The organism is Mycobacterium sp. E2479, from assembly GCF_001667925.1.
Taxonomy (GTDB): Bacteria; Actinomycetota; Actinomycetes; order Mycobacteriales; family Mycobacteriaceae; genus Mycobacterium.
In genome coordinates this window covers 103,765-129,272 of sequence record NZ_LZJR01000084.1, presented here as the reverse complement: position 1 = coordinate 129,272, position 25,508 = coordinate 103,765, and the positions used below count along the sequence as shown (strand labels likewise).

The window sequence follows — 25,508 nt, the reverse complement described above, 5'->3', positions numbered from 1 at the left end:
GGGGCAGGCGGTGCAACGCGTCCGGTGACGCGGCGGCCGCGGCCGGGGCGCGACTGGCCGCCATCGCCGGCCCGATCGTCGGCGCCTACGCCGAGTCGCTCACGCACGTGTTCGGATGGGCGGTTCCGGTCGCGCTGGTTGGGTTCGTGCTGGCATTGTTCCTGCGGGAGGTTCCACTCCGGGAAATGCACGACAGCGCAATCGATCTCGGCGACGCCTTCGGCATGCCCAACACCCAGACACCCGACCAGATGCTGGAGAACGCAATCGAGCGTGTGTTGCGCGGCGTTCCCGGCATGCGACTCCGCAGCATTGCGATGCGGCCCGATTGCCGGCTCGACGTGGCCGGGTTGTGGGGGGTGCTGCGCATCAACCGGTATGCGCGAATGTATGGGACGGCTCGGTTGACCGACATGGCCGACTACTTGCGCATCCCATTCGAGGTTTTGGAGCCGACGTTCGCGCGCCTGGTCTCCACGGGCTACGCCCAGCGAGACGGCGAGCAGATGTGGCTGACCCAGGCAGGGGGACAACAAGTCGCCTACGTGCACTCACTGTTATTGGCCTGGCTCGTCGACAAGCTCGCCCGGTCACCGGATTTCGACGGTCGCCCGGATCGCCGCACGGTGCAAGCGGCGCTGGATCGCGTCGCGCATCGAGTTCTGGCGCAACGTGATTGGGACGACGAGCAACCGACCATGGCGATCCCGTCGGCCGCTCGCTAACCGGTGGCGATGCCCCGTTCGCCGGCATTCCCCACTCAGGGTTATGCCGCGGGCGTACCATCACGCCATGAGCCGAATCGGAACATTTGCAGACGACGACGTCTACAGCTGGGCCACGAAGTCGCCTGATCTCGGTGGCGCGATCGCCAAGTTCAGCCAGGCGGTCTACACCAAGAACCGACTGCCGATCCGGACGCGCGAACTAGCGCGCGCGGTGATCGCCCACCACAACGAATGCACCGTTTGCCTCAACACCCGCGACGCCGACGGGCCCGCCGCCGGCGTCGACGAGCAGTTGTACTACCACGCAACGGAATGGCGCACTTGGCCGGGTTACAGCGAACAGGAGCGCTTGGCCGCGGAATTCGCGCACCGCTTCGCCACCGAGCACACCAAGCTGCGCTACGACGAGGACTTCTGGAGCCGGTGCCGCGAGCACTTCTCCGAGGAGCTGCTCGCCGATCTGGCGCTGTCTTGTGCCCTGTGGCTGGGCATGGGGCGGATGCTGCGGACACTGGACATCGGCCAGGCCTGCATGCTGACCTTGCCCGGCCGCGCATAGTCAGCAGACGTTCGCGGGCACAAACGGCGCCACCGCCGTGTTGCGATACGTACGCAACGACGGGCATGGAGGATGAAGCCGTGAAGATTCGGTTCGGCGTCGGACTCGGTGCGGACACCGCCCCGGATCAGCTGGCCGCCATCGTCGATCACCTCGAGGCCGGCGGGGTCGACTCGCTGTGGTTCTCCGAGCTGGTGTATTCCCCGGCCGTCGATCCGGTCGTCGGCATGGCGTACGCACTCGCGCGCACGATGCGGTTGAAGGTGGGCACATCGGTCGCCGTGTTGCCAGGGCGGCATCCAGTGCTGGTGGCAAAGCAGTTGGCGTCGCTGGCCGCCGTCGCGCCGAAACGGGTGCTCCCCGTCTTCGGTCTGCGCTCGGCGATACCGGCCGAACGCGAGCTCTTCGTAGTGCCCGACGGCGAACGCGCGGCGGTGTTCGACGAGTCTTTGCAGTTGCTGCGCGCGACGCTGGTCGAGGAGTCGGCGACGTTCACCGGCCGGTATTTCCGCGTCACCGATGTGGCCGTCGCCCCGAGACCGACACCGCCGCTCGACATCTGGGTCGGCGGTTCGGCGCCGGCGGCGTTTCGACGCATCGGCGCGTTGGGCGACGGCTGGCTGGGCAGCTTCCTCACCCCGGCCGAGGCGCGGGCCGGGCGTGAAGCGATCGAACGGGCGGCTGCGCAAGCCGGTCGCAGCATCGAGCCCGACCACTACGGCATCTCATTAGCCGTCGTCGACGACAAGGAATTGCCCGCGGAAACGGCCGCGGCGGTACGACGGCGCCGCCCCGACCGTGACCCCGCCGAGCTGATCGCCGCCGGGTGGGATCAGCTGCACCGGCAACTCGACGCCTACATCGAGGCGGGATTGACGAAGTTCGTCATCCGGCCGGTAGGTGAAGCGCCGGTGGATGACTTCCTCGATCGGTTCGTCGCCGAACTCGTCGGCCGGCAGAACTGACCGGCACGGGTGACGCCGTTCGCCGCACCGGAGCGGTTCGAGGTTGGGAGAATGGCTGCCATGACCGGCACACCGCTTGCCGCAGCGGCCATCGCCCAGCTGGAGGCCGAGGGCGTAGACACGGTGATCGGCACCGTGGTGAATCCCGCCGGGCTGACCTTGGCCAAGACGGTTCCGATCCGGCGAACGAACACGTTCGCCGATCCCGGCCTGGGGGCCAGCCCTTCATGGCACGCGTTCGCCATCGATCAGACCGGCATCGCCTTCACCGCAGAGGTGGGCGTGGTGGGCGACCAACGCCTTCGCATCGACCTGTCCGCGTTGCGCATCGTCGGTGACGGCCTGGCTTGGGCGCCCGCTGCTTTTTTCGAGCAGGACGGAACGCCGGTTCCCACGTGTAGCCGGGGCACATTGCGGCGGATCGAGTCCGCGCTCACCGAATCCGGCATCGAGGCCGCGATCGGGCACGAAATCGAATTCCTGTTGGTCGGCCCGGACGGCGACCCGCTGCCGTCGACCTTGTGGGCGCAGTACGGCCTGGCGGGCGTGCTGGAGCACGAGGCGTTCATGCGAGACGTGATCGGATCGGCGACAGGAGCCGGCATTTCGATCGAACAGTTCCACCCGGAGTACGGCGCCAACCAGTTCGAGATTTCGCTGTCGCCGCAGCCCCCGGTTGCCGCGGCCGATCAATTGATACTGATGCGGCTCATTATCGGCCGCGCGGCCCGCCGCCACGGGCTGCGCATCAGCCTGTCACCTGCACCCTTCGCCGACGGCGTCGGATCCGGTGCACATCAACACTTTTCACTGACAAAGGCCGAGGTCCCGTTGTTCTCCGACGGCCCCGAATCCCGGGGGATGACGACGATGGGGCAGAGCGCGATAGCGGGAGTTGTCCGCGGCTTGCCGGAGGCCCAGGGCGTGTTGAGCGGATCGATCGTCTCCGGCTTGCGGATGCGGCCCGGCAACTGGGCCGGCGCCTACGCGTGCTGGGGCACCGAAAACCGCGAGGCCGCAGTGCGATTCGTCAGCGGCGGACCGGGAAGCCCGCGTGGCGGCAATGTCGAGGTGAAAATCGTCGACCCATCCGCGAACCCGTACCTGGCGTCGGCGGCCATCCTCGGCCTGGCCCTGGACGGGATCAAGTGCCAGTCGACACTGCCGCCCGAGATCACCATCGACCCGGCCGTGCTGTCCGATTCCGACCGTGAGCGCGACGGTGTCGTGCGCCTGCCCGATTCGCAGACCGAAGCGATCGCGGCACTTGACCGTTCGGAGGCAATGCGCCGCATCCTGGGCGATCCGGTGGTCGACATGGTGGTGGCGGTTCGCCGCCTCGAGCAGCAGCGCTACGGGAAGCTGGCTCCCGAGCAGCTGGCGGACAAGTTCCGCATGGCCTGGAGTCTGTGACGGCGTCGACAATGATCTCCGACAACGCGCTGGCCCAACACATCGGTGACGTGGCGCTGATCGATCAGCATGTCCACGGCTGCTGGCTGGCGCCCGCAGACCGGCAGCGATTCGAGAATGCGCTCAACGAGGGCGACACCGAGCCCATCCGGTACCCGGGTTTCGACTCACAACTGGGGTTCGCCGTACGAGCCCATTGCGCCCCCGTCCTGGGTCTGCCCAAACACTGTGATCCACAGTCTTATTGGGAGCGTCGAAGCCAATGCGACGAAGACGAACTGGCCCGACTGTTCTTGCCGGTCGCCGGCGTGAGTGACTGGCTGGTGGACACCGGCATCGGCGGCGGTGGAGTCGCCGGGGTGACCGAGGTGGCTGGGCTGTCCGGGAACCACGCGCACGAGATCGTTCGTCTCGAGGAGGTGGCCGAGCAGGCGGCACAAGGGCCGGGTGATTATGCGACGGCCTTCGAGGAGGTCTTGCGTCGGCGCGCGGGCAGCGCCGTCGCCACCAAATCGATACTGGCCTACCGCGGGGGATTCGACGGAGATCTGAGTGAGCCGTCGAAGACGGAGGTCACCGAGGCAGCCAACAGGTGGCGCGAGCGCGGCGCCACCCGGCTGCAAGATCGGATTTTGCTGCGGTTCGGCCTATACCAGGCGCTGCGATTGGGCAAGCCGCTGCAATTCCACGTCGGATTCGGTGACCGCGATTGCGATCTGCTCAAGGCCAATCCGCTTCTCCTGATTGACTTTCTGCGACAGACGGCGGAAGTACCGATTGTGCTGCTGCACTGCTATCCCTACGAGCGCGAGGCAGGCTACCTGGCGCAGGCGTTCAACAACGTGTATCTCGACGGCGGCTTGAGCGTGAACCATCTGGGGGCGCGGGCGCCGGCCTTCCTCGCGCGACTGCTGGAGATGGCACCGTTTTCCAAGATTCTCTACTCGTCGGACGGATTCGGCCCCCCGGAACTGCACTTTCTCGGTGCAGTCTTGTGGCGCAGGGGTATTGATCGCGTGCTACAGGAATTTGTGGATCGCGGTGATTGGAGCGAGGCCGACGCCATCCGGGTCGTCGATCTCATCGCCCGGGACAACGCCAAGCGCATCTACCGCGTTTGACCCCCGGTGGCGCGGGGGTATACCTGCGGTTATGGCGACCGCGAGGGACGTCTTAGGTTGGGCCCGCGACAAGGTCGTGTCGTGGGTGCCCAAAGCCGACCTCGACCAGCGGGATCCGGATTACATCCGCGACCAGCTTCCGGGTACCTGGCTGCTGGCGTCGCTGTACTTCAGGGCCGACGTGCGGGGCCTGGACCGGATTCCGCCCGAGGGCCCGGTGCTGCTGGTCGGCAACCACAGCGGCGGCAACGTGCCTCCGGACACGTTCGTCTTCACACTCGCGTTTTGCTCCTACTTCGGCGTCGAGCGGCCCTTCTACCAGTTGGCGCACGACCTCGTCGTCTCCGCACCGCCGCTCGGCTCGCTCCGCAAGTTCGGGACCGTCGCCGCCAACCCCGAAAACGCCCGCCTCGCACTGGAATCCGGGGCGGCCCTGCTGGTCTATCCCGGTGGCGACTACGAGGTGTTCCGGCCCTCGTGGGAACGCCACAAGGTCGACTTCGACGGGCGCATGGGCTACGTAAAGCTGGCCCGCGAAACCGGCGTGCCGATCGTCCCCGTCGCCAGTGTGGGCGGCCAGGAAAGCGCGCTGTTCCTCAACCGGGGCCAGTGGCTGGCCAAGCTGCTGATGGCGGACAAGTTGCTACGGCTCAAGAGCATCCCGATTTCGCTGGCGCTGCCGTGGGGCCTCAATATCAGCGACCTGGCGGGGCATATTCCGCTGCCGACGAAGATCGTCATCGAAGTGCAGGAGCCGATCGAGGTCGACGGCGATGACCAGGCCGTGCACGACAAGGTGATGGCCAGCCTCCAGGGCGGGGTGGACCGCCTGGCTGCCGAACGTCGATTCCCGGTGATCGGCTGATGCGCGTCGAACGCCGCTGCGTCATCAACGCCGACCGCGACGCGGTCTGGAAAATCGTCAGCAACCCGGATTGCTACCCGTCGTTCATGGCGAACCTCGAGCGGTGGGAGTCGTCGAACGAGATCCCCGCCGGTATCGGCGCCCGCTACACCGTGCACTGGAAGATCGGCTCGGTGCCGGTGGGCGGGCTGATCGAGGTAGTCGAATTCGACGACGGCCGCGATATCGCCTGGGTGGGTATCACCGGGGTGACGCTGCGCGGCAGGATCAGGCTTCGTGATGCCACCGAGGGCAAAACGAAGGTGACGTTCCGGCTGTCTTACCAGGCGCCAGGGGGGTTGCTCGGCTACATCGCCGACCGCATCGCAGTGCGCCAAGTCGGGCGCACGCTGTCCGAAACCCTGAAGTCCCTCAAGCGGTTGGCCGAGTCCTAGCCACAGAGTTGCCTTTCACCGCCGCGGGCGACCGAAGGTCCGCGTCTCCTGAAAAGGGCTTCGTCAGACCAGCGCTGAGGCGTCGAACACCCAGCTGGTATCCCCAGTTGCCAAAGCCTCGAAGTGGTTCGGGGGAGCGAAGGCCACCAGGCTGTTGAAGTCCCAATAGTCTTTCCAGACAGTGATTTTGCCGTCGAGGACTTTGTGGACCGTCACGAATCGGAGTACGCCCTGCTCGCCCGTGGCGAACGTCCATGTCTCGGAGTGCTCGTAGAGCACGTCGGAGCCGTTGGACACCAGCACGCCGGTGTGGTTCTCGTAGCCGGCCAACTGCTCGAGCCCCACCTTTAGGCGTTTGACGATGTCGTCTGGGCCGCGGGCCGCCAAAGCGGGGACGGGCATGTCGACGTAGAGGCAGTCGTCGGACAGGAAGGTCTTGATCGCCTCCCAATCCCGTCGCGAAAGGGCCTGCCACAGCCCGCGTACGACCTCCTCGACCGCGATCATAGACACCTCTGTCATAGCGGCAAATAAAACTCTGTCGCAGCCCGGCTGTCAACCAGGTTCCGCGCGCCTGGGCCCATGACGGGGCCCAGATTCACGCCGCGCGAGGCTTCAGCCGTCCACCGCGGCCATCGAACGGGCCGGCCCCAGGTTCACCGGCAACGACACCCATCCCCGCAACACGCGCGTTTCGCGCCTGCATCCGGCCCCCGCGGCGCGCACCTCGGGGAAGCGGTCGAAAAAAGTCCGTAATCCGACTTCGCCTTCGGCACGGGCAAGGGCCGCACCCAGGCAGAAGTGCCGGCCACCGGAGAAGGCGAGATGTCTTCCGGCGTTGTGTCTTTCGATATCGAAGCGATGCGGGTCGGGAAACACCGCAGGGTCGCGGTTGGCGGCGGCCAGGTATACCAGCACCAGATCGCCACGCTGTAATTGCCGACCGGCGATCTCGACGTCGTTCAGCGCGATCCTCGCGGTCAGCTGCACCGGCGATTCCAGCCGCAGAATCTCTTCGACGGCGTTGGGCCACAGCTCGGGACGCTGTCGCAAGGCGTCCAGGTGCTGGGGCGCGTCCAAAAGCATGCGAATCCCGTTGCCGAGCAGATTCACTGTGGTCTCGAAACCCGCGGCCAATACCAGTCCGGCGATCGCTTGTAACTCGTTGTCGTTGAGATATGTTTCCGCAGAGCCACTTTCGGCGGTCTGGATCAGCTGGCTCATCAAGTTGTCGCTGGGGGAAAGCCGCAATTGGCGCATATGTCCGTCGAGCCAGGAGCTGAAACCGGCGATCCCCTCCTGCACGGTGCGGTACTGCCGCCAAGGCAATCCGATGTCAAGGCTCGGCGCGGCCAGTTCGCCGAATTCCAGCACGCGCGGTCGCTCCGACTCGGGCACGCCGAGGATCTCGCTGATGATCGAGACCGGAAGCTGCGAGCAGTACCGCCCGACGATGTCCACCACACCCGATTCGCCGGCCAGTCGATCCAACAGCTCGGCAGCAGTCTGCTCTACGCGATCTTGCAGCGCGGCAACGGCTCTCGGGGTGAACACCGCCGACACGGATTTGCGGTAACGAGTGTGGTCGGGCGGCTCGACCGCCAGCAGCGACGGCGCACGCAGTGGATGTAGGAGCTCGTCGCGGGTGCGGCGCTCGAGCCACCGCAACGGCGCCGGCAGGTTCGATCCGAAGATCAGCACCCGGAAGTCATCGGACCGCAGCAGCTCATGGGCCAGTGCGTGATCGGCCGTCAGGTAGGCGACGCGGCCCTTCACCAGCTTGCCGCGGGCACGCACTTCGTCGTAGTACCGCACCGGGTCGGCGGCCACCGCCGGATCGGCGATCAATCTGGCCTGGACGTCGCCCCGTCGAGCCCCGAGCGATGCGGCGCCCCGGATGAAACCATGCATCGCGAACCAGTGCAATCGTTCCTTCACTGGTCCTCCCTCGCTCAGGTGTGGTTCGAGCCTAGGCCGCGATCACCTCGAGAGTCAGCACTGCGCGACGATTTTGAAGTCCGTGGTCACCACTTTGTTGGGGTTGCTGCTGTTGATGCCATACGCGCTGCCCGCGATGGTGTACGCGTCGTTGGCGAGATCAACGTGGGCGTCTCCCACGCCCCCTTGCCAGAAGCTGCCGGTGAAGCCGTCGACATTGCGAATCTTCACCCACTGCGGCATCGCCCGGTAACCGCTGAGCAGCACCACCGCTTCGACCCCGCCATCGTGGTCGGGGATGTCGATGGTCCGATACATCTGGTCTTGGCGGCATGCCGGGGGACGCGTGGTATGGGTCGCGCCGTCGATTGTCAGACGGGCCGCTCGACGAGGCGTCGTCTGCGACGAACTGCACCCCGCGGCACTGACGACGGCAGTCGCCATGACCAACGCGGCTGTGAGCCAGCGATTGTGCATCAGCCGAGAACTCCTTGCTGCCGCTTCGGAACTAGCGCCGGTAGAGACTTGACGATGCCGCGTCGCACGAATTCCGGACTCAGACCCTTGAACAAGTCAATCAAGCGAATGCTCTTCGGTACATACCAATGCAACCGCTTTTGATTGTGGTAAGCATGCCACGCCGTCTCGGCCACGCTGTTTGCCGGCATCAACCGGAACATGCCCTTCTTGGGCGCGCTGGCATGCAGTTGCTCAGCCGTCATCGGCGCGCCGCCGTCGTCGGAGTGGTTGGTCGTCGTCGTGAGGATGGCGGTGTCGATCAGTCCGGGGAGCACGTCGGCCACGCGCACCCCGTGTCGCTGCCACTCCACGCTGAGCGCCTCGGTCAGACCTTTGACCGCGTGTTTGGTGGACGAATAGACCGCCAGACGGGGCATGCCATAGGTCGCCGAGGACGACGACGTCGAGAACATCAGACTGCCGGGGGTCTTCTTCAGGTACTGCAGTGAGGCGTATGCGCCGGTCAGCACTGCTTTGAAGTTGACGTCGACGACGCGCATCGCGGCGTCATAGGGCACGTCTTCGAACCAACCGGATTCGCCGATTCCGGCGTTGTTCCACATCATGTCGAGTCCGCCATCGCTGTTGCCGGTACAGAAATCCGCCAGTGCGGTCTCGAGGGCCGCCTTGTCCGTCACGTCGACCGCCCGGGTCCACAGTCGATCGCCACCGAGTTCTTCGCTCAGCGTCGTCAGGCCGGCATCGTTGCGGTCAACCGCGCCAACACGCCAACCCTTGCCGTGGAACAGCTTTGCTCCCTCGCGACCCATGCCGCTGCCCGCGCCGGTGATGAAGATCGATTTCACCAGCGTCAGCCCGCCTCGACCACGTCTTTGATGCGGTTGAGCGTCTTGGTCATGTCGCGGACGTTGCGGCGCTTGCGCAGAAAGCCGCCGAACAACCAATACACGCCCAGCCATGGCGCGGGGTTGAGCCGAAAGGACTCGGTGACGTCGGTCCCGCCACCGCTGGGCGCCAAGCGATAATGCCAGTTGTTGACCTCCCGGTCACCGAGGAGCACCGCAAAGCCGAATTCGCGCCCCGGTTCACAAGCGGTGACCTTGCAAGTCGTCCAGTACACCGGCCCCACTTCGTTGCGCTTGACGTGACCGCGGAATTTTGCACCGAGGGCCGGGCCGCTCGAATCGCCCACCCACTCGGCTTCGAATACTTCCGGGGAAAATTTCCCCGTGTTGCGGACGTCTGCGATGAGATCCCAAATTTTGGCCGCAGGCGCCGCCATGTGAACAGTCGCCGAACCTTCCATGCGCTGATCCAAACACAGCCTTGCGCTGGGTCATAGACCGCGGGCGCGTTTCATCAGTGCGGGACGGCCGCCTGGATCAGTCCGTTGATGATCTGTTTGATGCCCTGGGCCGGATGGGAGTACAAACCGATCGGCAGGCCCGAGTTGGCGCCGCACTTTGGCCAGGGCTCCACGCCCTCTTCGGCGAAAACACGGTTGGCCACAGCGATTTGCTGCTCCCTGGATGCGGCCGCGGGATTGCCGACGCCACCGTAGCGGGCCCAGGTGGCCGGTTTGAATTGCAGTCCACCGTATTCGCCGTTGCCTGTGTTGGCGTGCCAGTTGCCCCCGGATTCGCATTGCGCGATCGCGTCCCAGTTGGGGGTGGTCGCCGCGTTCGCCACGCCCGTGGACGAAGTCATCGATGCTGCAACGAACCCGCCGACCATTACGGCCTTAGCGAGAGGTTTGCAGAGATTTCTCATGCCCAGGATTTCGGCACGTGTGGCCAAAGCGTTACCTATTCGAAAATTGCGCGAGATATGCCGCCTATCTGCGTAAATCGCCTTTTCGGCAGGCAGAATAGGACCGTTAGAAATTGGTGAGGAAAAATTAAACTCTCACTGGCAATATGACCGGGTCGCCGATGACAGGGCCTGTCGGTAGAGGTCGTCGAATTGACGGGCCCGACCGACGCCGTCCCTCGCGGCGTCCAGCTGCGCGGCACAGTCCGGCGAGTGCAGCAACTCCCAGCCGGCCGAAATCTGGGTCAGCATCGTCTGGTTGAGCGTGTCGATCGCTGATCGCGACGCCGACAACTCCGGTGAGTCAGCCGGAGCGCTTGCCGGATGCAACTTCCAATTCGCGAACCGGCTGTACTCGACGGCCTCGGTGGCACTGATCTGATCATCGAAGACCCGGGTGACGTAATCGCGGTCGACCCGTTCGACGACGGCGTCGGCGCCCAGCTTCGCCAACTCCTGCTGGACACGGGCCGGGTCCTCCACGGCGCCATGCTTGTTCCATTTATAGGCGGCGACCGCCTCGGCAACCTGCAGCCGTTGCGCGGCGGCGTCCACCAGAGCGGTTAACGGACTCGTGGGGTCGGCCCGAGCCGGCGTAACCAGCATCGCCAGGCTGGCGGCCACGACACAGGAGCGCATGACCAACGGCAGACGGGGCGAGCAGACCCTGCGGTGCATGACGACGATTCTGGCGTGTTCGTGGCCCCGCGTCGGCCGAGACGCTCTGACGAGATGCCGCCACGGCATCACTCGTCGCCGAACGACGAAACCACCGGGCACCCCTTAACGCACTACTGCGCCCGACGGAGGCGTCTGGCGCAGTAGTGGACGAGCCGGGCGAGGGTTTATCCGCCGCCGCCCTGGGTGGCGCCGAGGGCGCCCTGCAGGTCGGGCTTCATGGCGTTGAGCTGGGCTCCCCAGTACTCCCAGCTGTGAGTCCCGTTGGCGTCGAAGTTGAACACGGCGTTGTGGCCACCGGCCGCGTTGTAGGCATCCCGGAACTTCAGGTTGCTGCTGCGCACGAAGTTCTCCAGGAACTCGGCGGGCATGTTCGCCCCACCCAACTCAGACGGCGTCCCGTTACCGCAGTAGATCCAGAGGCGGGTGTTGTTAGCGGCCAGCGCCCCCACCTGAAGGGTCGGGTCGTTGCGCTGCCACGCCGGGTCGCTCGACGGCCCCCACATGGCGTCGGGCTTGTAACCACCGGCATCGCCCATGGCGAGACCGATCAGGGAGGGCCCCATCCCCTGGGAGGGGTCCATCAGGGCCGACAGCGAGCCGGCGTAGATGAACTGTCCCGGGTGGTTCACGGCCAAGATCAGCGCTGAGGAGCCGGACATCGAGATACCGACCGCGGCGCTGCCGTTGGACTTGACGCTCTTGTTGGAGGCCAGATACCCGGGCAGTTCGCTGGTCAGGAAGGTCTCCCACTTGTAGGTCGAGCAACCGGCCTTGCCGCACGCCGGACCGTACCAGTCGGCGTAGAAGCTGGACTGGCCGCCGACCGGCATGACGATCGACAGGCCCGACTTGTAGTACCACTCGAACGCTGGTGTGTTGATGTCCCAGCCGTTGTAGTCGTCTTGGGCCCGCAGACCGTCCAGCAGATAGACCGCGGGAGAACCGTTGCCGCCGCTTTGGAACTGGACCTTGATGTCGCGGCCCATGCCCGCGGACGGCACCTGCAGGTATTCGACGGGCAGACCCGGCCGCGAAAATGCATTCGCTGTCGGCGCACCGCCGGCAAGACCGATCAGGCCCGGCAGCGTGGCCGCCGCCGCTGTGCCGACCAAAAGCCGGCGCCTCCAGGCCCGGATCTTCTCGCTGAGATCTCTCATACCTGCCCCTTGTCGATGTGGTCAGTGTGATCGTGGTCTCACAGGAATTTACCGTGAGACTCTGTCAAATGTCGATTAGGACGCGAACGCGTCTCGTTTCGGCATCACTTTTTCACTTCATAAGTTCGCCACCCGACACAGCCGGGCGACGACGGGCCCGGTGTACCCGCTCCGCGGAGGACCCAACCCGCCGGCCGCAAAAGACCAGGCAGCACCGACTCTTGGTACGTGAGGCACCAAGGACCCATGCGATACGCCATTTATCGAAAACCACCCAGAACCGGCTTGGACGCGGATTGCGGCGGGTATCGCCCCCATACCAACTAGGCGTCGCATGTTTGACCCGTTGAACGCCATCGGCGCACCGCGACACCGGCAATTATTTCCCGGCCGATAAAGGTGGCGTGGCATCCGTGGCCGAAGGACCACCGCCCAAATCGGTGGCCCCGTGGCATCGGCTGCGGCACCCGCTGGACGGGCGGCGGTGACGGACCCGCCGCCTCGTCCGGGTCATCGGCGCCACCGTGTTCATCTGGCGATTCCCCGGCGATGCCCGACCGGGGCGGCCGGACTTTCACCGACGGCGTAGGCTCTCCCGGAGCAAGCCGATGAAGACCACGCTATCCCGGGTCTGTTCCGGCCCTCACGAATCACCGCACCTGCGGCCTCATGGTGCGCGTCGGTGTGGCTGAGGGCGTCGGAGGCGCGGGGCCGATTGGGGCATAGATTTGGACACGGTTCTTGGCCTGTCAATAACGCCATCCACTGTTGGCTGGGTCCTCGCTGAAGGACATGGCGCAGACGGCACCATCCTGGACCACCGGGAGCTGTCGCTACGCGCAGGTCCCGGCACGCGCGGTGCGGCCAGCGCCGAACAGGTCGTGGAAGAGCTACTGCGGGTCGACACGGCGGCGGCGGCAAGCGAGCACCGTGTGCGTGTCATCGGAATGACGTGGAACGACGAAGCATCCGCCCAGGCGGCCCTGGTATTGGAGGCGTTGACCGACGCGGGATTCGATAACGTCGTTCCGATCCGGTTTCTGCAGGCCATCGAGACGTTGGCTCAGGCCATCGGCCCCGTCATCGGCTATGAGCAGACGGCGGTCTGCATTCTCGACCATGACTGGGCGACCGTCGTCATGGTCGACACGTGCGACGAGGAAGCCCAGATTGCGACCAAGCGCGTGCGCGGCGGTTTCGACGGTCTGACCCGCTGGCTGGTCGGCATGTTCGAGCGCAATGGATGGCAGCCGGGTGGCGTTGTGGTGGTAGGCGAAGACGACGACATCGACGGACTTTCCTGGCAACTCGAAAGTACATTGCCGGTACCGGTTTTCGTGCAATCGATGGCCCAAGTGACCATCGCGCGCGGCGCGGCGCTGTCCGCGGCCCGCAGCACCGAGTTCACCGACGAGCAGCTGGTGGAGCACGTCGGCGAACCGGTTCCAGCACCCCCCCACAAGCGACAGTTGCCCTACGCCGGGGCCGTGAGCGCGCTGGCGGCCGGCGCCATCACCTTCGTCGGCTCGGTCTCACTAGCGATCGGGATCCACGTTGGCCCGGCCAGCGCGGGCGCCACGTCGAAGCACGGTACGCACCCGCCCACGCCTCAAGTCGCCGAGGCGGCCACGGCCGTCGCCCCGCTTCCGGCGGCCCCACAGCCCAAGCCGGTGGTTCCGCAGACCAAACCACCTGTCGGCGAACCTGTTTCGGAGCCGAGCGCTTCGGAGGAACTACCGGAGGCCGGCGACGGACAGCCGTCGGATGCCAGCAGCCGGCAACCCTACCTGACCAGGGTACTGGAGCACATCCCCGGTGACACAGGCGATCTGGCCCTTGATTCCGCCCCGCGTGCCACGACCGACCCGCAGCCGTGATTGTCTGACGATGCCCGGGCAGTGACGCTCAATCGCTGTGGGCGCGAACCGCCGAGAAAGTCAGCGACACCTCGTCTGCGACCTGGACCGAACCCATCAGCAGTGAGTAGGGCTTGATGCCGTAGTCGGATTGACGGATGGTGGATTCTACCGACATGCGCCACGAGTCCTCGATGTCTTGTGTGTGAACGTCGATTACGTGGCCGCGGGAATGTCCGCGGATTTGGAGCGCGCCGGTCAATCGGTACCCGTCGTTGGTCTCCTCGATGGTGTCTGCAGCATAGCGAATCTGCCGAAATCGATTGGCAGACAACGACTTCAGGGCGTTGGACCGCACCAGTGCCTTCTCGGCCGCGGACAGCCCCTTGACGCCGCCGTCACCGCGCAGCACTTCGAACGAATCGGTCTCGACCGCGAGTTCCGCGCGGACGGGCCGACAGTCGGCCCAGTTTACGGTCGCGCGCCAGCGTGTCATCGCGATGGTGAGACGATGGCCCATCCGCGCCGCCCTGCCGGCAACACCGGTGTGCAGCAACAACTCACCGTCGGCCGGGCCGATGGTCCACACGGACTCTTTCTCGGAAGTCACGCACCGACTGTGTCACATGGTCAAAACGGTGCGGTAGTGCGCCCGACCCTCTTCCAGCGCCGCGTAGCCCTCTGCGGCCTGCGCCAGCGGCAGTTCCTCGACCCACGCCCGCACGCCGGTCAGGACAGCGAACTGCATCGTGTCTTCGACTTCCTTCGCCGTGCCGGAGGGATGGCCGACGATACTGACGCCCGGCGTGATCAGTTGCACCGGGCTGATCGGCAGCGGCTCGGGCGTGACCCCGATCGTGACCAATTCACCTTGGGGGGCAATGCCGCCGACCGTGGCCGCCATGGCTTTCGAATTGCCCGCGGTGGCCAGGACAACCGTCGCACCGCCAAGATCCTTCAGCGCCTCGGCGGGGTCGTTGGCGCTGGAGTCGATGTAGTGATGGGCGCCCAATTTCCGGGCATCCTCGGCCTTGCCGGTACCGCGGTTGATCGCGATCGTCTCGAAGCCCATGGCCCGCGCGAACTGCACGCCGAGGTGGCCCAGTCCGCCGACACCGAAAATCGCCACGCGATCGCCGGGCAGTGCCTTGGTGTGTCTCAAGGCGTTATATGTCGTCACGCCAGCACACCCCATCGGGGCGGCTTCCGCGTCGGAGAGCTCGTCCGGGATTCGGGCCAGCGCGCTCACCGGCACCGTCGCCGATTCCGCGTAGCCGCCGGGATACTGCCAACTCGGCACCTTGCCCTTCTCGCAGTGAATGAACTGGCCTTTGCGGCATTGCGCGCAGTGGTAGCAGCATCCGCCGAACCAGCCGACCGCGACGCGGTCGCCGACTCCGAAACCCTGTACGCCGTCGCCGACTTCGGCGATTCTGCCGGCGATCTCGTGTCCGGGAGTCAGCGGCCACGTCATCCCGGGAAACCCGCCGTTGACGAAGCGCGCGTCGGTTCCGCAGATGCCGCACGCGGCAACCGTCAGGCGTACCTCGTCGCGGCCCGGTGGTTTGGTTTCGGTGTCGACCAGCTCCAAAGCTGCACCTGCGGACGGGACATGGACGGCTCGATGAGTGGGCATGTCCCTAGCTTGTCACCCCTGGGCCTGATGCGCGACAGGGCATTGGTCGGCGCCGTTGGTGTGGTAGTCGACCTGCCAGTGCTTGATTCCGTTGAGCCAGCCCGATCGGAGCCGTTCGGGCTTGCCGACCGACTCGAGATCGGGCATGGCATCGGCGATCGCATTGAACATCAGGTCTATGGTCATCCGCGCCAGGTTGGCCCCGATGCAGTAGTGCGCGCCGGTGCCGCCAAACCCCACGTGGGGGTTGGGATCACGCAGGATGTTGAAGGTGAACGGATCGTCGAACACTTCCTCATCGAAATTGGCTGAGCGGTAGACCATTACGACTCGCTGGCCCTTTTTTATCTGAACGCCGGAGAGCTCGTAGTCCTCCAGCGCGGTCCGCTGGAACGAGGTGACCGGGGTGGCCCACCGGACGATCTCGTCGGCCGTCGTAACCGGACGCTCGCGCTTGTAGAGCTCCCATTGATCGGGGAAGTCGGTGAAGGCCATCATGCCCTGCGTGATCGAGTTGCGCGTGGTCTCGTTGCCGGCCACGGCCAACAGGATGACGAAGAAACCGAACTCGTCGTCGGAGAGCTTGTGGCCGTCGATGTCCGCCTGGACCAGCTTGGTGACGAGGTCTTCCGTCGGATTCTTCGCCCGATCCGCGGCCATCTGCATGCCGTACATGATGAGTTCGACGGACGCGGTGATGGCGTCGTTGTTGGCGAACTCGGGATCCTGGTCGCCGACCATCTCGTTGGACCAGTGGAAGAGTTTCTTGCGATCTTCCTGCGGCACGCCCATCAGCCCGGCGATGGCCTGCAATGGCAGTTCGCACGAGACCTGCTCGACGAAATCACCGCGACCCTCCGCCGCGGCTTGCGCGACGATGTTGCGGGCGCGCTCCGCGAGGTCCGCGTGCAGGCGCTCGATCGCCCGAGGGGTGAAGGCGCGAGAAATGATCTTGCGCAGCCGGGTGTGTTGCGGCGCATCCATGTTGAGCAGGACGAACTTGCCGCGTTCGATCTGCTCGCCGACCGTGCCGTCTTTGTAACGCGGCAAAGCGGTCTTCTGCAGGCTGGAGAATACGTCGCTGCGCAGCGAGACCTCTTTGACGTCCTTGTGCTTGGACACCACCCAGAAGCCGCCGTCGTCGAACCCGCCCACGCCGTTCGGCTGTTCGTTCCACCAGATCGGTGCGGTCCGGCGCAGCTCGGCCAGTTCTTCCACCGGCAGCCGTTCAGCGTGGATGTCCGGGTCGGTGAAATCGAAGCCGGGCGGCAGATCGGGGACCGGCTTGGCAGATGGCTCGACGGTTGGCATGGCCCGCTCCTCGATGACGAAGTGGTCTAGTCGTCCTTGTGCAAGGAAACCACTGCCGCACCTTGGTTGGGAAGCGTTGACACAAGATCGACGGGTGCGAATTGGAACGTGTTCTTCACCCGCGGTTAGTCGCCAAGCGATGGGCTTACGCCTGCCATCGCGACCGCAAGCCGAAACGGTCTTGTGGCCTGCGGTCCTACCGATATGCTTTGGTGCAGGTCACCGGCGACAAACTTGCGGGGTAGAACATGATTCGGGAACTGCTCAGCGCCGCTTCGATTGCGGGCATCACGATCGGCTTGGCACCGTGCGCGGCCGCCGGCTACGACGGCGACGTACCGGGCATGAACTATCAAGCCACGCTGGGCGCACCGTGCGACAACTATGAGCGCTTCATCTTCGGGCGCGGGCCCAGCGGCCAGGCCGAGGCCTGTCACTTCCCGCCCCCGAATCAGTTCCCTGCGGCTACCACCGGATACTGGGTGATTTCGTACCCGCTGTACGGAGTCCAGCAGACCGGTGCGAAATGCCCGGGCTCGCAGGCTGCGGCGCAAACACCCGACGGACTTCCCATGTTGTGCCTCGGGGCGCAGGGGTGGCAGCCCGGATGGTTCACCGGGGCAGGATTCTTCCCGCCCGAAGGATGATCGGGTAAGCCGTGAACCGCAGTCAGCCCGTCGAACCGGTCGTGCCGCGTTGGCTGCGTTTCGTGCTGGCCTCAGATCGCGCCGGGTCGGCGTGGTACATCGGCACCGGATTTTTCTTCGCACCGGTGCTCGCCGTTCTCTCGCCCTGGCCCGCCGTCACCGCGGCGCTGTGGGGTGTCATCGCACTCGCCGGGCTGTGGCTAGGACTGCTGGGCATCGCGATGGCCATCGGGCTGGCCCGAATAATGCGTTCCGGAGCCGAGATTCCCGAAGACTACTGGCGCACATTGGTGCACTACTAACGCGCAACGCCGGCGAGAAGTGGCGCCGGACCCCGTCTAGAGTCGTAGCAACCGTCCTGCGATAAAGGAGACTCGAGATGGCCTTCAATCCCAAAGATGCAGTCGACGCGGCGAGGGACATCGCGACCAACGCCGTCGAGAAAGCCTCCGACATCGTCGAACACGCCGGCGACATCATTCGCGGCGACGTCGCCGGCGGTGCCAGCGGCATCGTCCGCAATTCCATCGACATCGGCGCCTACGCGCTGGACCGGACAAAGGAAGTGTTCACCGGCCACGACGAAGTCGACGACGTCTAGGCGCGAGGCCTCGCTAAACGGAGGCGGCCTCGTTGAGCTCGTCGAGCCGATTGGTGGCTTCCAGGTACTCCTGCACCCACCTCTCGATGACGGTCGACGTCTTCTCCACCTTGGTGAATTGCCCCACCACCTGACCGACCGGGTTGAACGCGACGTCGACGGATTCGTTCGGGTACCGGTTGGTGGCGCGCACCGCCATGCCGGAAACCATGTACTGCAACGGCATACCGAGTGGCTTCGGGTTGTCCGGCTGCTCCCATGCCTCGGTCCAATCGTTGCGCAGCATCCGGGCCGGCTTGCCCGTGAACGAGCGGCTCCGGACGGTGTCGCGGCTCCCGGCCTTGACGTACGCCTGCTGCTGCACGGGGGTGTTGGAGGATTCCTCGACCATCAGCCACTGCGAACCGGTCCAGGCGCCTTGCGCACCGAGAGCCAGCGCGGCCGCGATCTGCTGACCGCTGCCGATGCCGCCGGCGGCCAACACCGGAACCGGGGCGACCTCCTTGACGACCTGAGGCCATAGCACGATCGAGCCGACCTCGCCGCAGTGCCCGCCGGCCTCGCCGCCCTGGGCGATGATGATGTCCACGCCCGCGTCGGCATGTTTGCGAGCCTGCGAAGGTGAACCGCACAGCGCCGCCACCTTGAGCCCGGCCTCGTGAATGTGCTTGATCATGTCGGCCGGCGGGGTGCCGAGCGCATTGGCGATCATCTTCACTTTCGGGTGCTTGAGGGCAACCTCGACCTGGGGCGTCGCCGTCGCCTCGGTCCAACCGAGGAGCTGAAGGCTGTCGCTGTCGCTGTCCTCGACCGGTACACCATGGTCGGCGAGGATCTTCTTTCCGAAGTCGAGGTGCTCCTGCGGCACCATCTTGCGCAGCGTCTCGGCCAGCTCCTCCGCGGACAGGTGGGAGTCCATGCCTTCGTATTTGTTCGGAATCACGATGTCGACGCCGTATGGGTGGTCGCCGATGTTCTCGTCAATCCAGTTGAGTTCGATCTCCAGCTGCTCGGGCGTGAAACCGACCGCTCCGAGCACGCCGAACCCCCCGGCCTTGCTGACCGCTACGACGACGTCGCGGCAGTGGGTGAAGGCGAAAATCGGGAACTCGATCCCGAGTTCGTCGCAGATAGGGGTGTGCATTACAACTCCTGGGAGCTCGCCGAATTGGAACGTGTTCTAGTTTAGTACGTGGCGCACTGACGTGGCCAGCGGGTCCTGACCTGCGCCTTATCACTACGACCCGTCACTGCCGTCAGGCGGCGATGCTGTTCGCCACCCACAGGATGAGGAACACGAGCATGCAGGCGGCGCACAGCAGATGGTCTCGGCAGACCGATCGAGCCAGGCGCGTCTGCTCGGAGGGACTGTCGGCGCGATGTCCAAGTCGTACGGCATCGGGAACTGTATGCGTCAAAGCCAACATGGTCGGGATGCCGGCGAGCGGGGCCGAGGTCACCAGTAGCCAGCCCGGGTCGTGCCCGCGCGCTGCCTGCACCACCAGCGTTACCAACAACGTGAGCATGACGAGCGCGATCAAACGGCTCATTGGCCGAGACGTCGTGGTCGCGCGGTGGTAGTAGGCCGCGATGGAAGCGAGCACGTCCTCGGGCAGTTCGGTCGTGACCTTCCGGTAGGGCAGAACTTGGACATCGAAAATCAAGTCCATCCATAAGACGGCGAACAGGAACCCGCCGCAGGCCATGAGCAACGAGGCCATGGCTCTCACCCACCTCTGATCCATCCCGGGCACCGCGGCACCGCGCAGTCGCCACTTGGACCCATTGTTCTCGACAGCGCAAGAGCACGGAGCCCCTGACCGTTCGCGGCCGAGTTCCGCCGATGTGCGAGGTAGGCGCGCGTCTGTTGTGAGATTCTGCAAAGGTGTCCGCCGCTGCGGCTGCCGCCCCTGAGGGGGTGGTGACGTTTTTGTTCACCGACGTGGAGGGTTCGACGCGTCGGTGGGAGGCCGACGCCGACGCGATGCGGGCGGCGCTGGTGGCACACGACGAGGCAGTCCGTACGGCGATCGAGGCGCACGGCGGCTTCTTGTTCAAGCACACCGGGGACGGTGTGTGCGCGGCGTTCGCATCACCGAGAGCGGCGGTGGACGCCGCCGTGGCCGCCCAGCGGGCCCTCGAGCTGCCGGTGCGGATGGGCCTGGCGACCGGCGAAGCCGAACTGCGTCACGGCGATTACTTCGGCACCGCGCTCAACCGCGCGGCACGGGTGATGGCCGCCGGTCATGGGGGTCAGATCCTGCTGATCGAGTCGACGGCGAGCCTGCTCACCGGGGTAAAACTCATCGATCTGGGGCCGCGCCGGCTACGGGATCTGCCCACTCCGATCGGGGTATTCCAGGTGCGAGCGCCGGGGTTGCGGGTCGACTTTCCACCACTGAGGGCACTCGACGTGACGCCGGGGAACCTCCGTCCCGCGGTCACCAGCCTCATCGGGCGCGAATCCGAGGTCGACGATGTGGCATGGGCGCTCCGCGAACACCGGCTGGTGACATTGACCGGTGTGGGCGGTGTGGGTAAAACCCGCCTGGCATTGGAGGTCGCTTCGCGTCTGGGTGATGAATTCCCGGATGGGGTCTGGGTTTTCGAATTGGCCTCGGTGGCGGATCCGACGTCGGTGCCCGACGCCGTCGCGGCGGTACTGGGCATCACCCAACAGCCTGGCAAGAGCGTGGCAGACAGTGTCGCAGCCGCACAGGAGGGCAGGGTGCGGCTGCTGGTGTTCGACAACTGCGAGCACCTACGCGACGCCGCCGCCGATTTGATCGAGGCGATCTTGGCACAGTCAACGAGCGTCGCTGTCCTGTCCACCAGCCGCGAGGGACTGGGAGTCACCGACGAGCAGTTGTGGGCGGTGCCGCCGCTGGACGTCGACGCGGGGGCCGACTCCGCCGGGGTGACGTTGTTCGTCGAACGCGCACGCAATGTGGCGCAACGATTCTCATTGTCTCGGGCCGACGATGCGGCGGCCGTCGTGGATATTTGTCGGCGACTCGACGGCATTCCGTTGGCCATCGAGCTGGCGGCCTCGCGGATGGCGTCAATGACCCCGGGCGAGGTGCGCGACCGTCTCGGCCAGCGGTTCCGGCTGCTGGTCGGGTCCGGGCGCGGGCTGGCACGCCACCAGACGCTGCGCCACGCGGTGGCATGGTCCTACGACCACCTCGACGACGTTGAAAAGACCTTGTTGGAAAGGTGTTCGGTGTTCGCCGGCGGGTTCGATCTCCAAAGTGCCTGTGCGGTAGCCGGATTCGAAGATATCGACGATTATGTCGTCTTGGATCTGCTCGACGCCCTCGTGCGCAAATCCTTGCTCGTGGCCGACCGGTCGTCCGGACGAACCCGGTTTTCGATGCTGGAAACGATCCGCCAATTCGCCGAGGAGCAACTCGTCGCCCGCGGAGCGGCCACCGAAACGAGCGAGGCACACAAGCGCTACTTTGCCGGGCGCGAGGCCGACGTCTTCGCCCTCTGGGACAGCCCCCGGCAGCGCGACGCGTACGACTGGTTCACCGTCGAACTGCCCAACCTGCGCACCGCATTCCGCTGGGCCACCGACCACGGCGACCTGGATGCGGCCGCCACCATCGCCACGTACGCGACCTTCCTCGGCTTTATCATCGAAAACTACGAACCCATCGCGTGGGCGGAAGAACTCTTCGAGCCCGCCTGCGCCCTGGACCACCCCCGGCTCGCGGCCCTCTGCGTAATGGCATCGCTGTGCTGGATGCCGGGGCGCGTCGAAGAATCCCTCCGCTACAGCGACGCCGCCTGGACAATCGTCGGCTCCGACGCCGGAGAAGTGCCGTTCGGTGCGGAGGGCTGGATGGGGAGCGGATACATGACCGTTGGCCAGACTGAGCGATGGGTGCAATGGTGTCGCGCCGCCTACCTCGAACGGGGGCGGGACACGCACACCATCACCTGGTCGAGCCTCGTGTTCGCACTCGCGACTGGCGGGTCCGTCGACGAGGCGATGGCCTGCGCAAAGGGCCTCGTCGAGGCCGCCGAAGCAACCCGCAATCCGTACGCACTGTCGTTCGCTCTCACCGCCGACGGGTTCGCGTTCCGCAACAGCGATCCCCACCGCGCGCTAGACGTTATGCGCCGGGCGTTAGCGATCGCTCGTGAGAGCGGCAACAGCTTCAACGAGTCGAACGCGGCCCAGAATCTCGCCTACATCGAGGCCCAGCACGGCGACCCCATCGCCGCGTTGGACTACTGGATCCTGGCGATCCGCCATCACCACGACTCGGGCAGCACCGGGCTTCTCGGGCAGCCGCTGACCGCCTTGGCCGTGTTCCTCGATCGGCTCGGGCGCTACGAACCTGCGGCCACCATCGCCGGGTTCGCCGCCAGCCCACTTTCGGCGACGGCTTACCCGGACTTCGACACGACCGTCGCACACTTACGCGAGGTGCTAGGCGAGAAGACCTACGAATCCTTCGCGCGTTTCGGGAAGAACATGACCACCGCCGCCGTGGCGACATACGCCTACGACCAAATCGACCAGGCCCGAGCAGAGCTCGAACAATACGGGGGTTCCGTGGGGAACGCCGGCGATCGAGGTTAGAGCTGTGGCCGTCACTCCTGCGTCCCCTCCGATGGGGGTGGTGACATTTTTGTTCACCGACGTCGAGGGTTCGACGCGTCGGTGGGAAGCTGACGCGGACGCCATGCGCGAGGCGTTGGCCGCACACGACGCGGTGTTGCGGACGGCGATCGAGGCGCATGGCGGCTTTTTGTTCAAGCACACCGGTGATGGCGTATGCGCGGCATTCGCATCGCCGAGATCGGCTGTGGATGCCGCGGTGGCCGCCCAGCGGGCGCTCGATTTGCCGGTGCGCATGGGGATGGCGACCGGCGAAGCCGAACTGCGTGACGGCGACTACTTCGGGCCGGCATTGAATCGTGCCGCCCGCGTGATGACCGCCGGCCACGGCGAACAGATCCTCCTGGCCGACTCGACAGCGGGTCTGGTCAGCGGCATCGACCTCATCGATCTCGGAGCGCGTCGGTTTCGGGATCTGGCGACCCCGGTTCAGGTGTTCCAGGTTCGAGCGGAGGGCCTGCGCACCGATTTTCCGCCGCTTACGGCATTGGACGTGAGCCCGGGCAATCTGCGCGCCGCGCCCACCAGCCTGATCGGGCGGGAGGTCGAGGCCGGCGAGGTGCAAGCGGCGGTCAAGGCTCATCGGCTGGTCACGCTTACCGGGGTGGGCGGGGTCGGCAAGACCCGGCTGGCACTGGAAGTGGCCGGGCGGCTCGTCGACGAATTCCCGGACGGCATTTGGTTTTTCGAGCTTGCCGCGGTAACCGATCCCGCCGCGGTGGCCGACGCGGTCGCCGCCGTCCTGGGCATCACCCAACAACTCGGCCGCAGCGTGGCCCAGAGCGTGGCGGCCGCTCTGGAGGGCCGAGTCCGACTGCTGGTGTTCGACAACTGCGAACACCTGCTCGACGCGGCCGCCGATCTTATCGAGGCCATCCTGGCGGCCTCGGCAACGATCAAGGTCGTGGCCACCAGCCGCGAAGGGCTTGGAATCGCGGACGAGCAGTTGTGGCCGGTGCCGCCGCTGAATATTGGCGCAGGCGTCGACTCGGCTGCGGTGGCCTTGTTCGTCGAACGCGCACAGAATGCTTCGCCGCGCTTCACAGCGGGTGACGACGCCGAGGCGGCCGCGGTGGTGGAAATCTGCCGGCGCTTGGACGGAATTCCGCTGGCCATCGAACTGGCCGCCTCGCGCATGGCGACCATGACCGCCGGCGAGGTGCGCGATCGGCTCGATCAGCGGTTTCGGCTGCTGGTGGGCTCGCGCCGCGGTCTGGAGCGCCACCACACCTTGCGCCACGCCGTCGCGTGGTCCTACGACCTGCTCGACGACACGGAAAAGGCGGTGCTGGACCGGTGTTCGGTGTTCGCCGGCGGATTCGACCTGCAAAGCGTCTGCGCCGTAGCGGGCTTGGCGGATGCCCCGGATGACCTCACCACCCTGGATCTGCTGGACACGCTGGTGCGCAAGTCGCTGCTGGTCGCCGACCGGTCAGCGGGGCGAACCCGGTATTCGATGCTGGAAACGATCCGCCAGTTCGCCGAGCAAAAATTGGCCGACCGCAGTGAAGCCTCCGGCGTTCGCGCCGCGCACGCGCGCTATTTCGCCGGACGGGAAGCCGACATCATGGCGCTGTGGGACAGCCCCCGCCAGCGCGAGGCACACGACTGGTTCATCTCCGAACTGACGAATCTGCGCACCGCATTCCGCTGGGCCGCCGATCAATGCGATTTGGATGTTGCCGTCCCGATCGCAATATATGCGGCATGGCTCGGCTATCTGACCGAGAACTACGAACCGTTCGCGTGGGCCGAAGAGCTCATCGAGCCGGCACGCGCGATCGACCATCCCCGGCTCGCGGCCCTGTATTTGATGGCATCGAATTGCTATATGGCCGGGCGAATCGACCCGGCGATTCGGTACACCGAGGCCGTCCAGAGGGTGATCGGCGATCGCAGCGGCCACTTCGCGTACGGCGTCGAAGGACTCGTCGGCGCCCCCTACGTCGCCGTCGGCCAGCCGGAACGGTGGGCTCGGTGCTGCCGCGATCGCCTCGCACGCGGTCCGACCAAGGACCCCTACACCAGGGCCTGCCTGGTCATGGCACTGGATGCGACCGGTTCCTATGATGCGGCGATCGAGGCCGGCAACGGTCTGGTCGATGCCGCCGAAACCACCGGCAACCCGTATGTGATCGCGTCTGCGCTGCATTCCTACGGTTGGGCCATCCACGACGCCGATCCCGCGAGCTCGCTCGCCGCTCTGGGTCGTGGGCTGGCGATCGCGCAGGACAGTGGAAACCGCGCCACCGTCACACACCTTTCGGCCAACATCTGCCTGGTTGAGGCGGAGCATGGTGACACGCTGGCCTTCTTCGATTACTGCACCGTGGCAATCCGCAACTATCACGACTCGGGCAACACATACATGATCCGCAGCCCCTTCGGTTTGCTTGCCGCGGTTTTCTACCGGCTCGGGCGATACGAGCCGGCGGCCACCTTTGCCGGGTTCGCCGCAGCATTCCCCGTCCCCATCGCCGTGGCGCGATTCGACACTGAGATCGCACAACTTCGCGATCGACTCGGTGAGGCGACCTACGAATCGCTTGCCCGCAGGGGAGAGGCGATGACCATCGCTGAGATGGCGACCTACGCCTACGACCAAATCGACCAGGCCCGAGCAGAACTCGAGCAACTCAGCTGAATGGCCCCTTCGAACCCTCGAACTAGCGCG

At 65.6% G+C, this 25,508-nt stretch carries 25 protein-coding genes and 1 pseudogene; 13 read left to right on the top strand and 13 right to left on the bottom strand.

What is annotated here, in order from left to right; all coding sequences use genetic code 11:
- The 7 genes and pseudogenes from A5686_RS12185 to A5686_RS12155 all read left to right on the top strand — a co-directional run.
- Nucleotides 1-725: pseudogene (locus A5686_RS12185) on the top strand (MFS transporter); the annotation flags it as partial.
- A gap of 67 nt (nt 726-792) precedes the next feature.
- On the top strand, nt 793-1,287 hold the full coding sequence (locus A5686_RS12180; protein ID WP_067934403.1) for a carboxymuconolactone decarboxylase family protein: 495 nt from the start codon (nt 793-795) through the stop codon (nt 1,285-1,287).
- Nucleotides 1,288-1,367: 80 nt separating this feature from the next.
- On the top strand, nt 1,368-2,252 hold the full coding sequence (locus A5686_RS12175; RefSeq protein ID WP_067934401.1) for a TIGR03854 family LLM class F420-dependent oxidoreductase: 885 nt from the start codon (nt 1,368-1,370) through the stop codon (nt 2,250-2,252).
- A gap of 60 nt (nt 2,253-2,312) precedes the next feature.
- Entirely contained in the window at nt 2,313-3,665 is a 1,353-nt protein-coding gene (locus tag A5686_RS12170; RefSeq protein ID WP_067934399.1) for a glutamine synthetase family protein, read from the top strand.
- Nucleotides 3,666-3,676: 11 nt separating this feature from the next.
- On the top strand, nt 3,677-4,786 hold the full coding sequence (locus A5686_RS12165) for an amidohydrolase family protein (protein ID WP_067934366.1): 1,110 nt from the start codon (nt 3,677-3,679) through the stop codon (nt 4,784-4,786).
- Nucleotides 4,787-4,817: 31 nt separating this feature from the next.
- Nucleotides 4,818-5,651: a lysophospholipid acyltransferase family protein gene (locus tag A5686_RS12160; RefSeq protein WP_067934364.1), complete on the top strand. Its 834-nt coding sequence runs from the start codon at nt 4,818-4,820 to the stop codon at nt 5,649-5,651.
- A complete protein-coding gene (locus tag A5686_RS12155) occupies nt 5,651-6,085 on the top strand; it encodes an SRPBCC family protein (RefSeq protein ID WP_067934363.1) in 435 nt (144 codons plus the stop codon). Before A5686_RS12160 ends, A5686_RS12155 begins: the two co-directional genes overlap by 1 nt.
- Before the next feature lie 63 nt (nt 6,086-6,148).
- On the opposite strand, the gene A5686_RS12150 is transcribed toward A5686_RS12155, so the two are convergent.
- From A5686_RS12150 to ag85B, 8 genes are all read right to left on the bottom strand, one after another.
- The gene (locus A5686_RS12150; protein ID WP_067934361.1) at nt 6,149-6,592 is read right to left on the bottom strand and encodes a limonene-1,2-epoxide hydrolase family protein; all 444 of its coding nucleotides are present in this window, start codon (nt 6,590-6,592) and stop codon (nt 6,149-6,151) included.
- 108 nt (nt 6,593-6,700) lie between these two features.
- On the bottom strand, nt 6,701-8,023 hold the full coding sequence (locus A5686_RS12145; RefSeq protein WP_067934359.1) for a cytochrome P450: 1,323 nt from the start codon (nt 8,021-8,023) through the stop codon (nt 6,701-6,703).
- A 54-nt stretch (nt 8,024-8,077) separates the two neighbouring features.
- Entirely contained in the window at nt 8,078-8,500 is a 423-nt protein-coding gene (locus A5686_RS12140; RefSeq protein ID WP_067934357.1) for a lipoprotein LpqH, read from the bottom strand.
- A complete protein-coding gene (locus A5686_RS12135) occupies nt 8,500-9,348 on the bottom strand; it encodes an SDR family oxidoreductase (RefSeq protein WP_067934355.1) in 849 nt (282 codons plus the stop codon). The genes A5686_RS12140 and A5686_RS12135 overlap by 1 nt, the downstream gene beginning before the upstream one ends.
- 5 nt (nt 9,349-9,353) lie before the next feature.
- On the bottom strand, nt 9,354-9,827 hold the full coding sequence (locus tag A5686_RS12130; RefSeq protein ID WP_197520558.1) for an SRPBCC family protein: 474 nt from the start codon (nt 9,825-9,827) through the stop codon (nt 9,354-9,356).
- Between the two features lie 35 nt (nt 9,828-9,862).
- Nucleotides 9,863-10,300 (bottom strand): resuscitation-promoting factor RpfC, encoded by a 438-nt coding sequence (gene rpfC / locus A5686_RS12125; RefSeq protein WP_067934352.1) that lies wholly within the window; start codon nt 10,298-10,300, stop codon nt 9,863-9,865.
- 108 nt (nt 10,301-10,408) lie between these two features.
- Entirely contained in the window at nt 10,409-10,951 is a 543-nt protein-coding gene (locus A5686_RS12120) for a chorismate mutase (RefSeq protein WP_231986362.1), read from the bottom strand.
- Between the two features lie 206 nt (nt 10,952-11,157).
- Nucleotides 11,158-12,150, bottom strand: coding sequence for a diacylglycerol acyltransferase/mycolyltransferase Ag85B (gene ag85B, locus A5686_RS12115; RefSeq protein WP_067934350.1), 993 nt, complete (start codon nt 12,148-12,150; stop codon nt 11,158-11,160).
- 728 nt (nt 12,151-12,878) lie between these two features.
- Between ag85B and A5686_RS12110 the strand changes: the two genes are divergently transcribed.
- Nucleotides 12,879-14,027 (top strand): hypothetical protein, encoded by a 1,149-nt coding sequence (locus tag A5686_RS12110; RefSeq protein WP_067934348.1) that lies wholly within the window; start codon nt 12,879-12,881, stop codon nt 14,025-14,027.
- A 28-nt stretch (nt 14,028-14,055) separates the two neighbouring features.
- Here the strand turns inward: A5686_RS12110 and A5686_RS12105 are convergent, their stop codons facing one another.
- From A5686_RS12105 to A5686_RS12095, 3 genes are read right to left on the bottom strand one after another with little or no spacing between them, the layout of a single operon-like run.
- Nucleotides 14,056-14,616, bottom strand: coding sequence for a YceI family protein (locus A5686_RS12105; RefSeq protein ID WP_067934346.1), 561 nt, complete (start codon nt 14,614-14,616; stop codon nt 14,056-14,058).
- A 12-nt stretch (nt 14,617-14,628) separates the two neighbouring features.
- Nucleotides 14,629-15,642, bottom strand: a complete 1,014-nt coding sequence (locus tag A5686_RS12100; protein WP_067934345.1) for an alcohol dehydrogenase — start codon at nt 15,640-15,642, stop codon at nt 14,629-14,631.
- A 12-nt stretch (nt 15,643-15,654) separates the two neighbouring features.
- Nucleotides 15,655-16,953 carry a cytochrome P450 gene (locus A5686_RS12095; protein WP_067934343.1) on the bottom strand — a complete coding sequence of 433 codons (1,299 nt, stop codon included), beginning with the start codon at nt 16,951-16,953 and terminating at the stop codon, nt 15,655-15,657.
- Between the two features lie 248 nt (nt 16,954-17,201).
- Between A5686_RS12095 and A5686_RS12090 the strand changes: the two genes are divergently transcribed.
- From A5686_RS12090 to A5686_RS12080, 3 genes are all read left to right on the top strand, one after another.
- Nucleotides 17,202-17,600, top strand: coding sequence for a hypothetical protein (locus A5686_RS12090; RefSeq protein ID WP_067934341.1), 399 nt, complete (start codon nt 17,202-17,204; stop codon nt 17,598-17,600).
- A gap of 11 nt (nt 17,601-17,611) precedes the next feature.
- Nucleotides 17,612-17,902, top strand: coding sequence for a hypothetical protein (locus A5686_RS12085; protein ID WP_156750046.1), 291 nt, complete (start codon nt 17,612-17,614; stop codon nt 17,900-17,902).
- Between the two features lie 77 nt (nt 17,903-17,979).
- Entirely contained in the window at nt 17,980-18,201 is a 222-nt protein-coding gene (locus A5686_RS12080; protein WP_067934339.1) for a hypothetical protein, read from the top strand.
- 13 nt (nt 18,202-18,214) lie between these two features.
- On the opposite strand, the gene A5686_RS12075 is transcribed toward A5686_RS12080, so the two are convergent.
- Together A5686_RS12075 and A5686_RS12070 are read right to left on the bottom strand one after the other, a co-directional pair.
- Nucleotides 18,215-19,345 (bottom strand): nitronate monooxygenase, encoded by a 1,131-nt coding sequence (locus tag A5686_RS12075; RefSeq protein ID WP_067934337.1) that lies wholly within the window; start codon nt 19,343-19,345, stop codon nt 18,215-18,217.
- Between the two features lie 112 nt (nt 19,346-19,457).
- A complete protein-coding gene (locus tag A5686_RS12070) occupies nt 19,458-19,922 on the bottom strand; it encodes a hypothetical protein (RefSeq protein ID WP_067934336.1) in 465 nt (154 codons plus the stop codon).
- A gap of 164 nt (nt 19,923-20,086) precedes the next feature.
- Here A5686_RS12070 and A5686_RS12065 point away from each other — a divergent pair, with 164 nt between their 5' ends.
- Both A5686_RS12065 and A5686_RS12060 read left to right on the top strand, forming a co-directional pair.
- Complete coding sequence (locus tag A5686_RS12065; RefSeq protein WP_231986358.1) at nt 20,087-22,795, top strand: adenylate/guanylate cyclase domain-containing protein; 2,709 nt, start codon at nt 20,087-20,089, stop codon at nt 22,793-22,795.
- Nucleotides 22,796-22,826: 31 nt separating this feature from the next.
- Entirely contained in the window at nt 22,827-25,478 is a 2,652-nt protein-coding gene (locus A5686_RS12060; protein ID WP_067934334.1) for an adenylate/guanylate cyclase domain-containing protein, read from the top strand.
- The last annotated feature ends 30 nt before the right edge of the window (nt 25,479-25,508 follow it).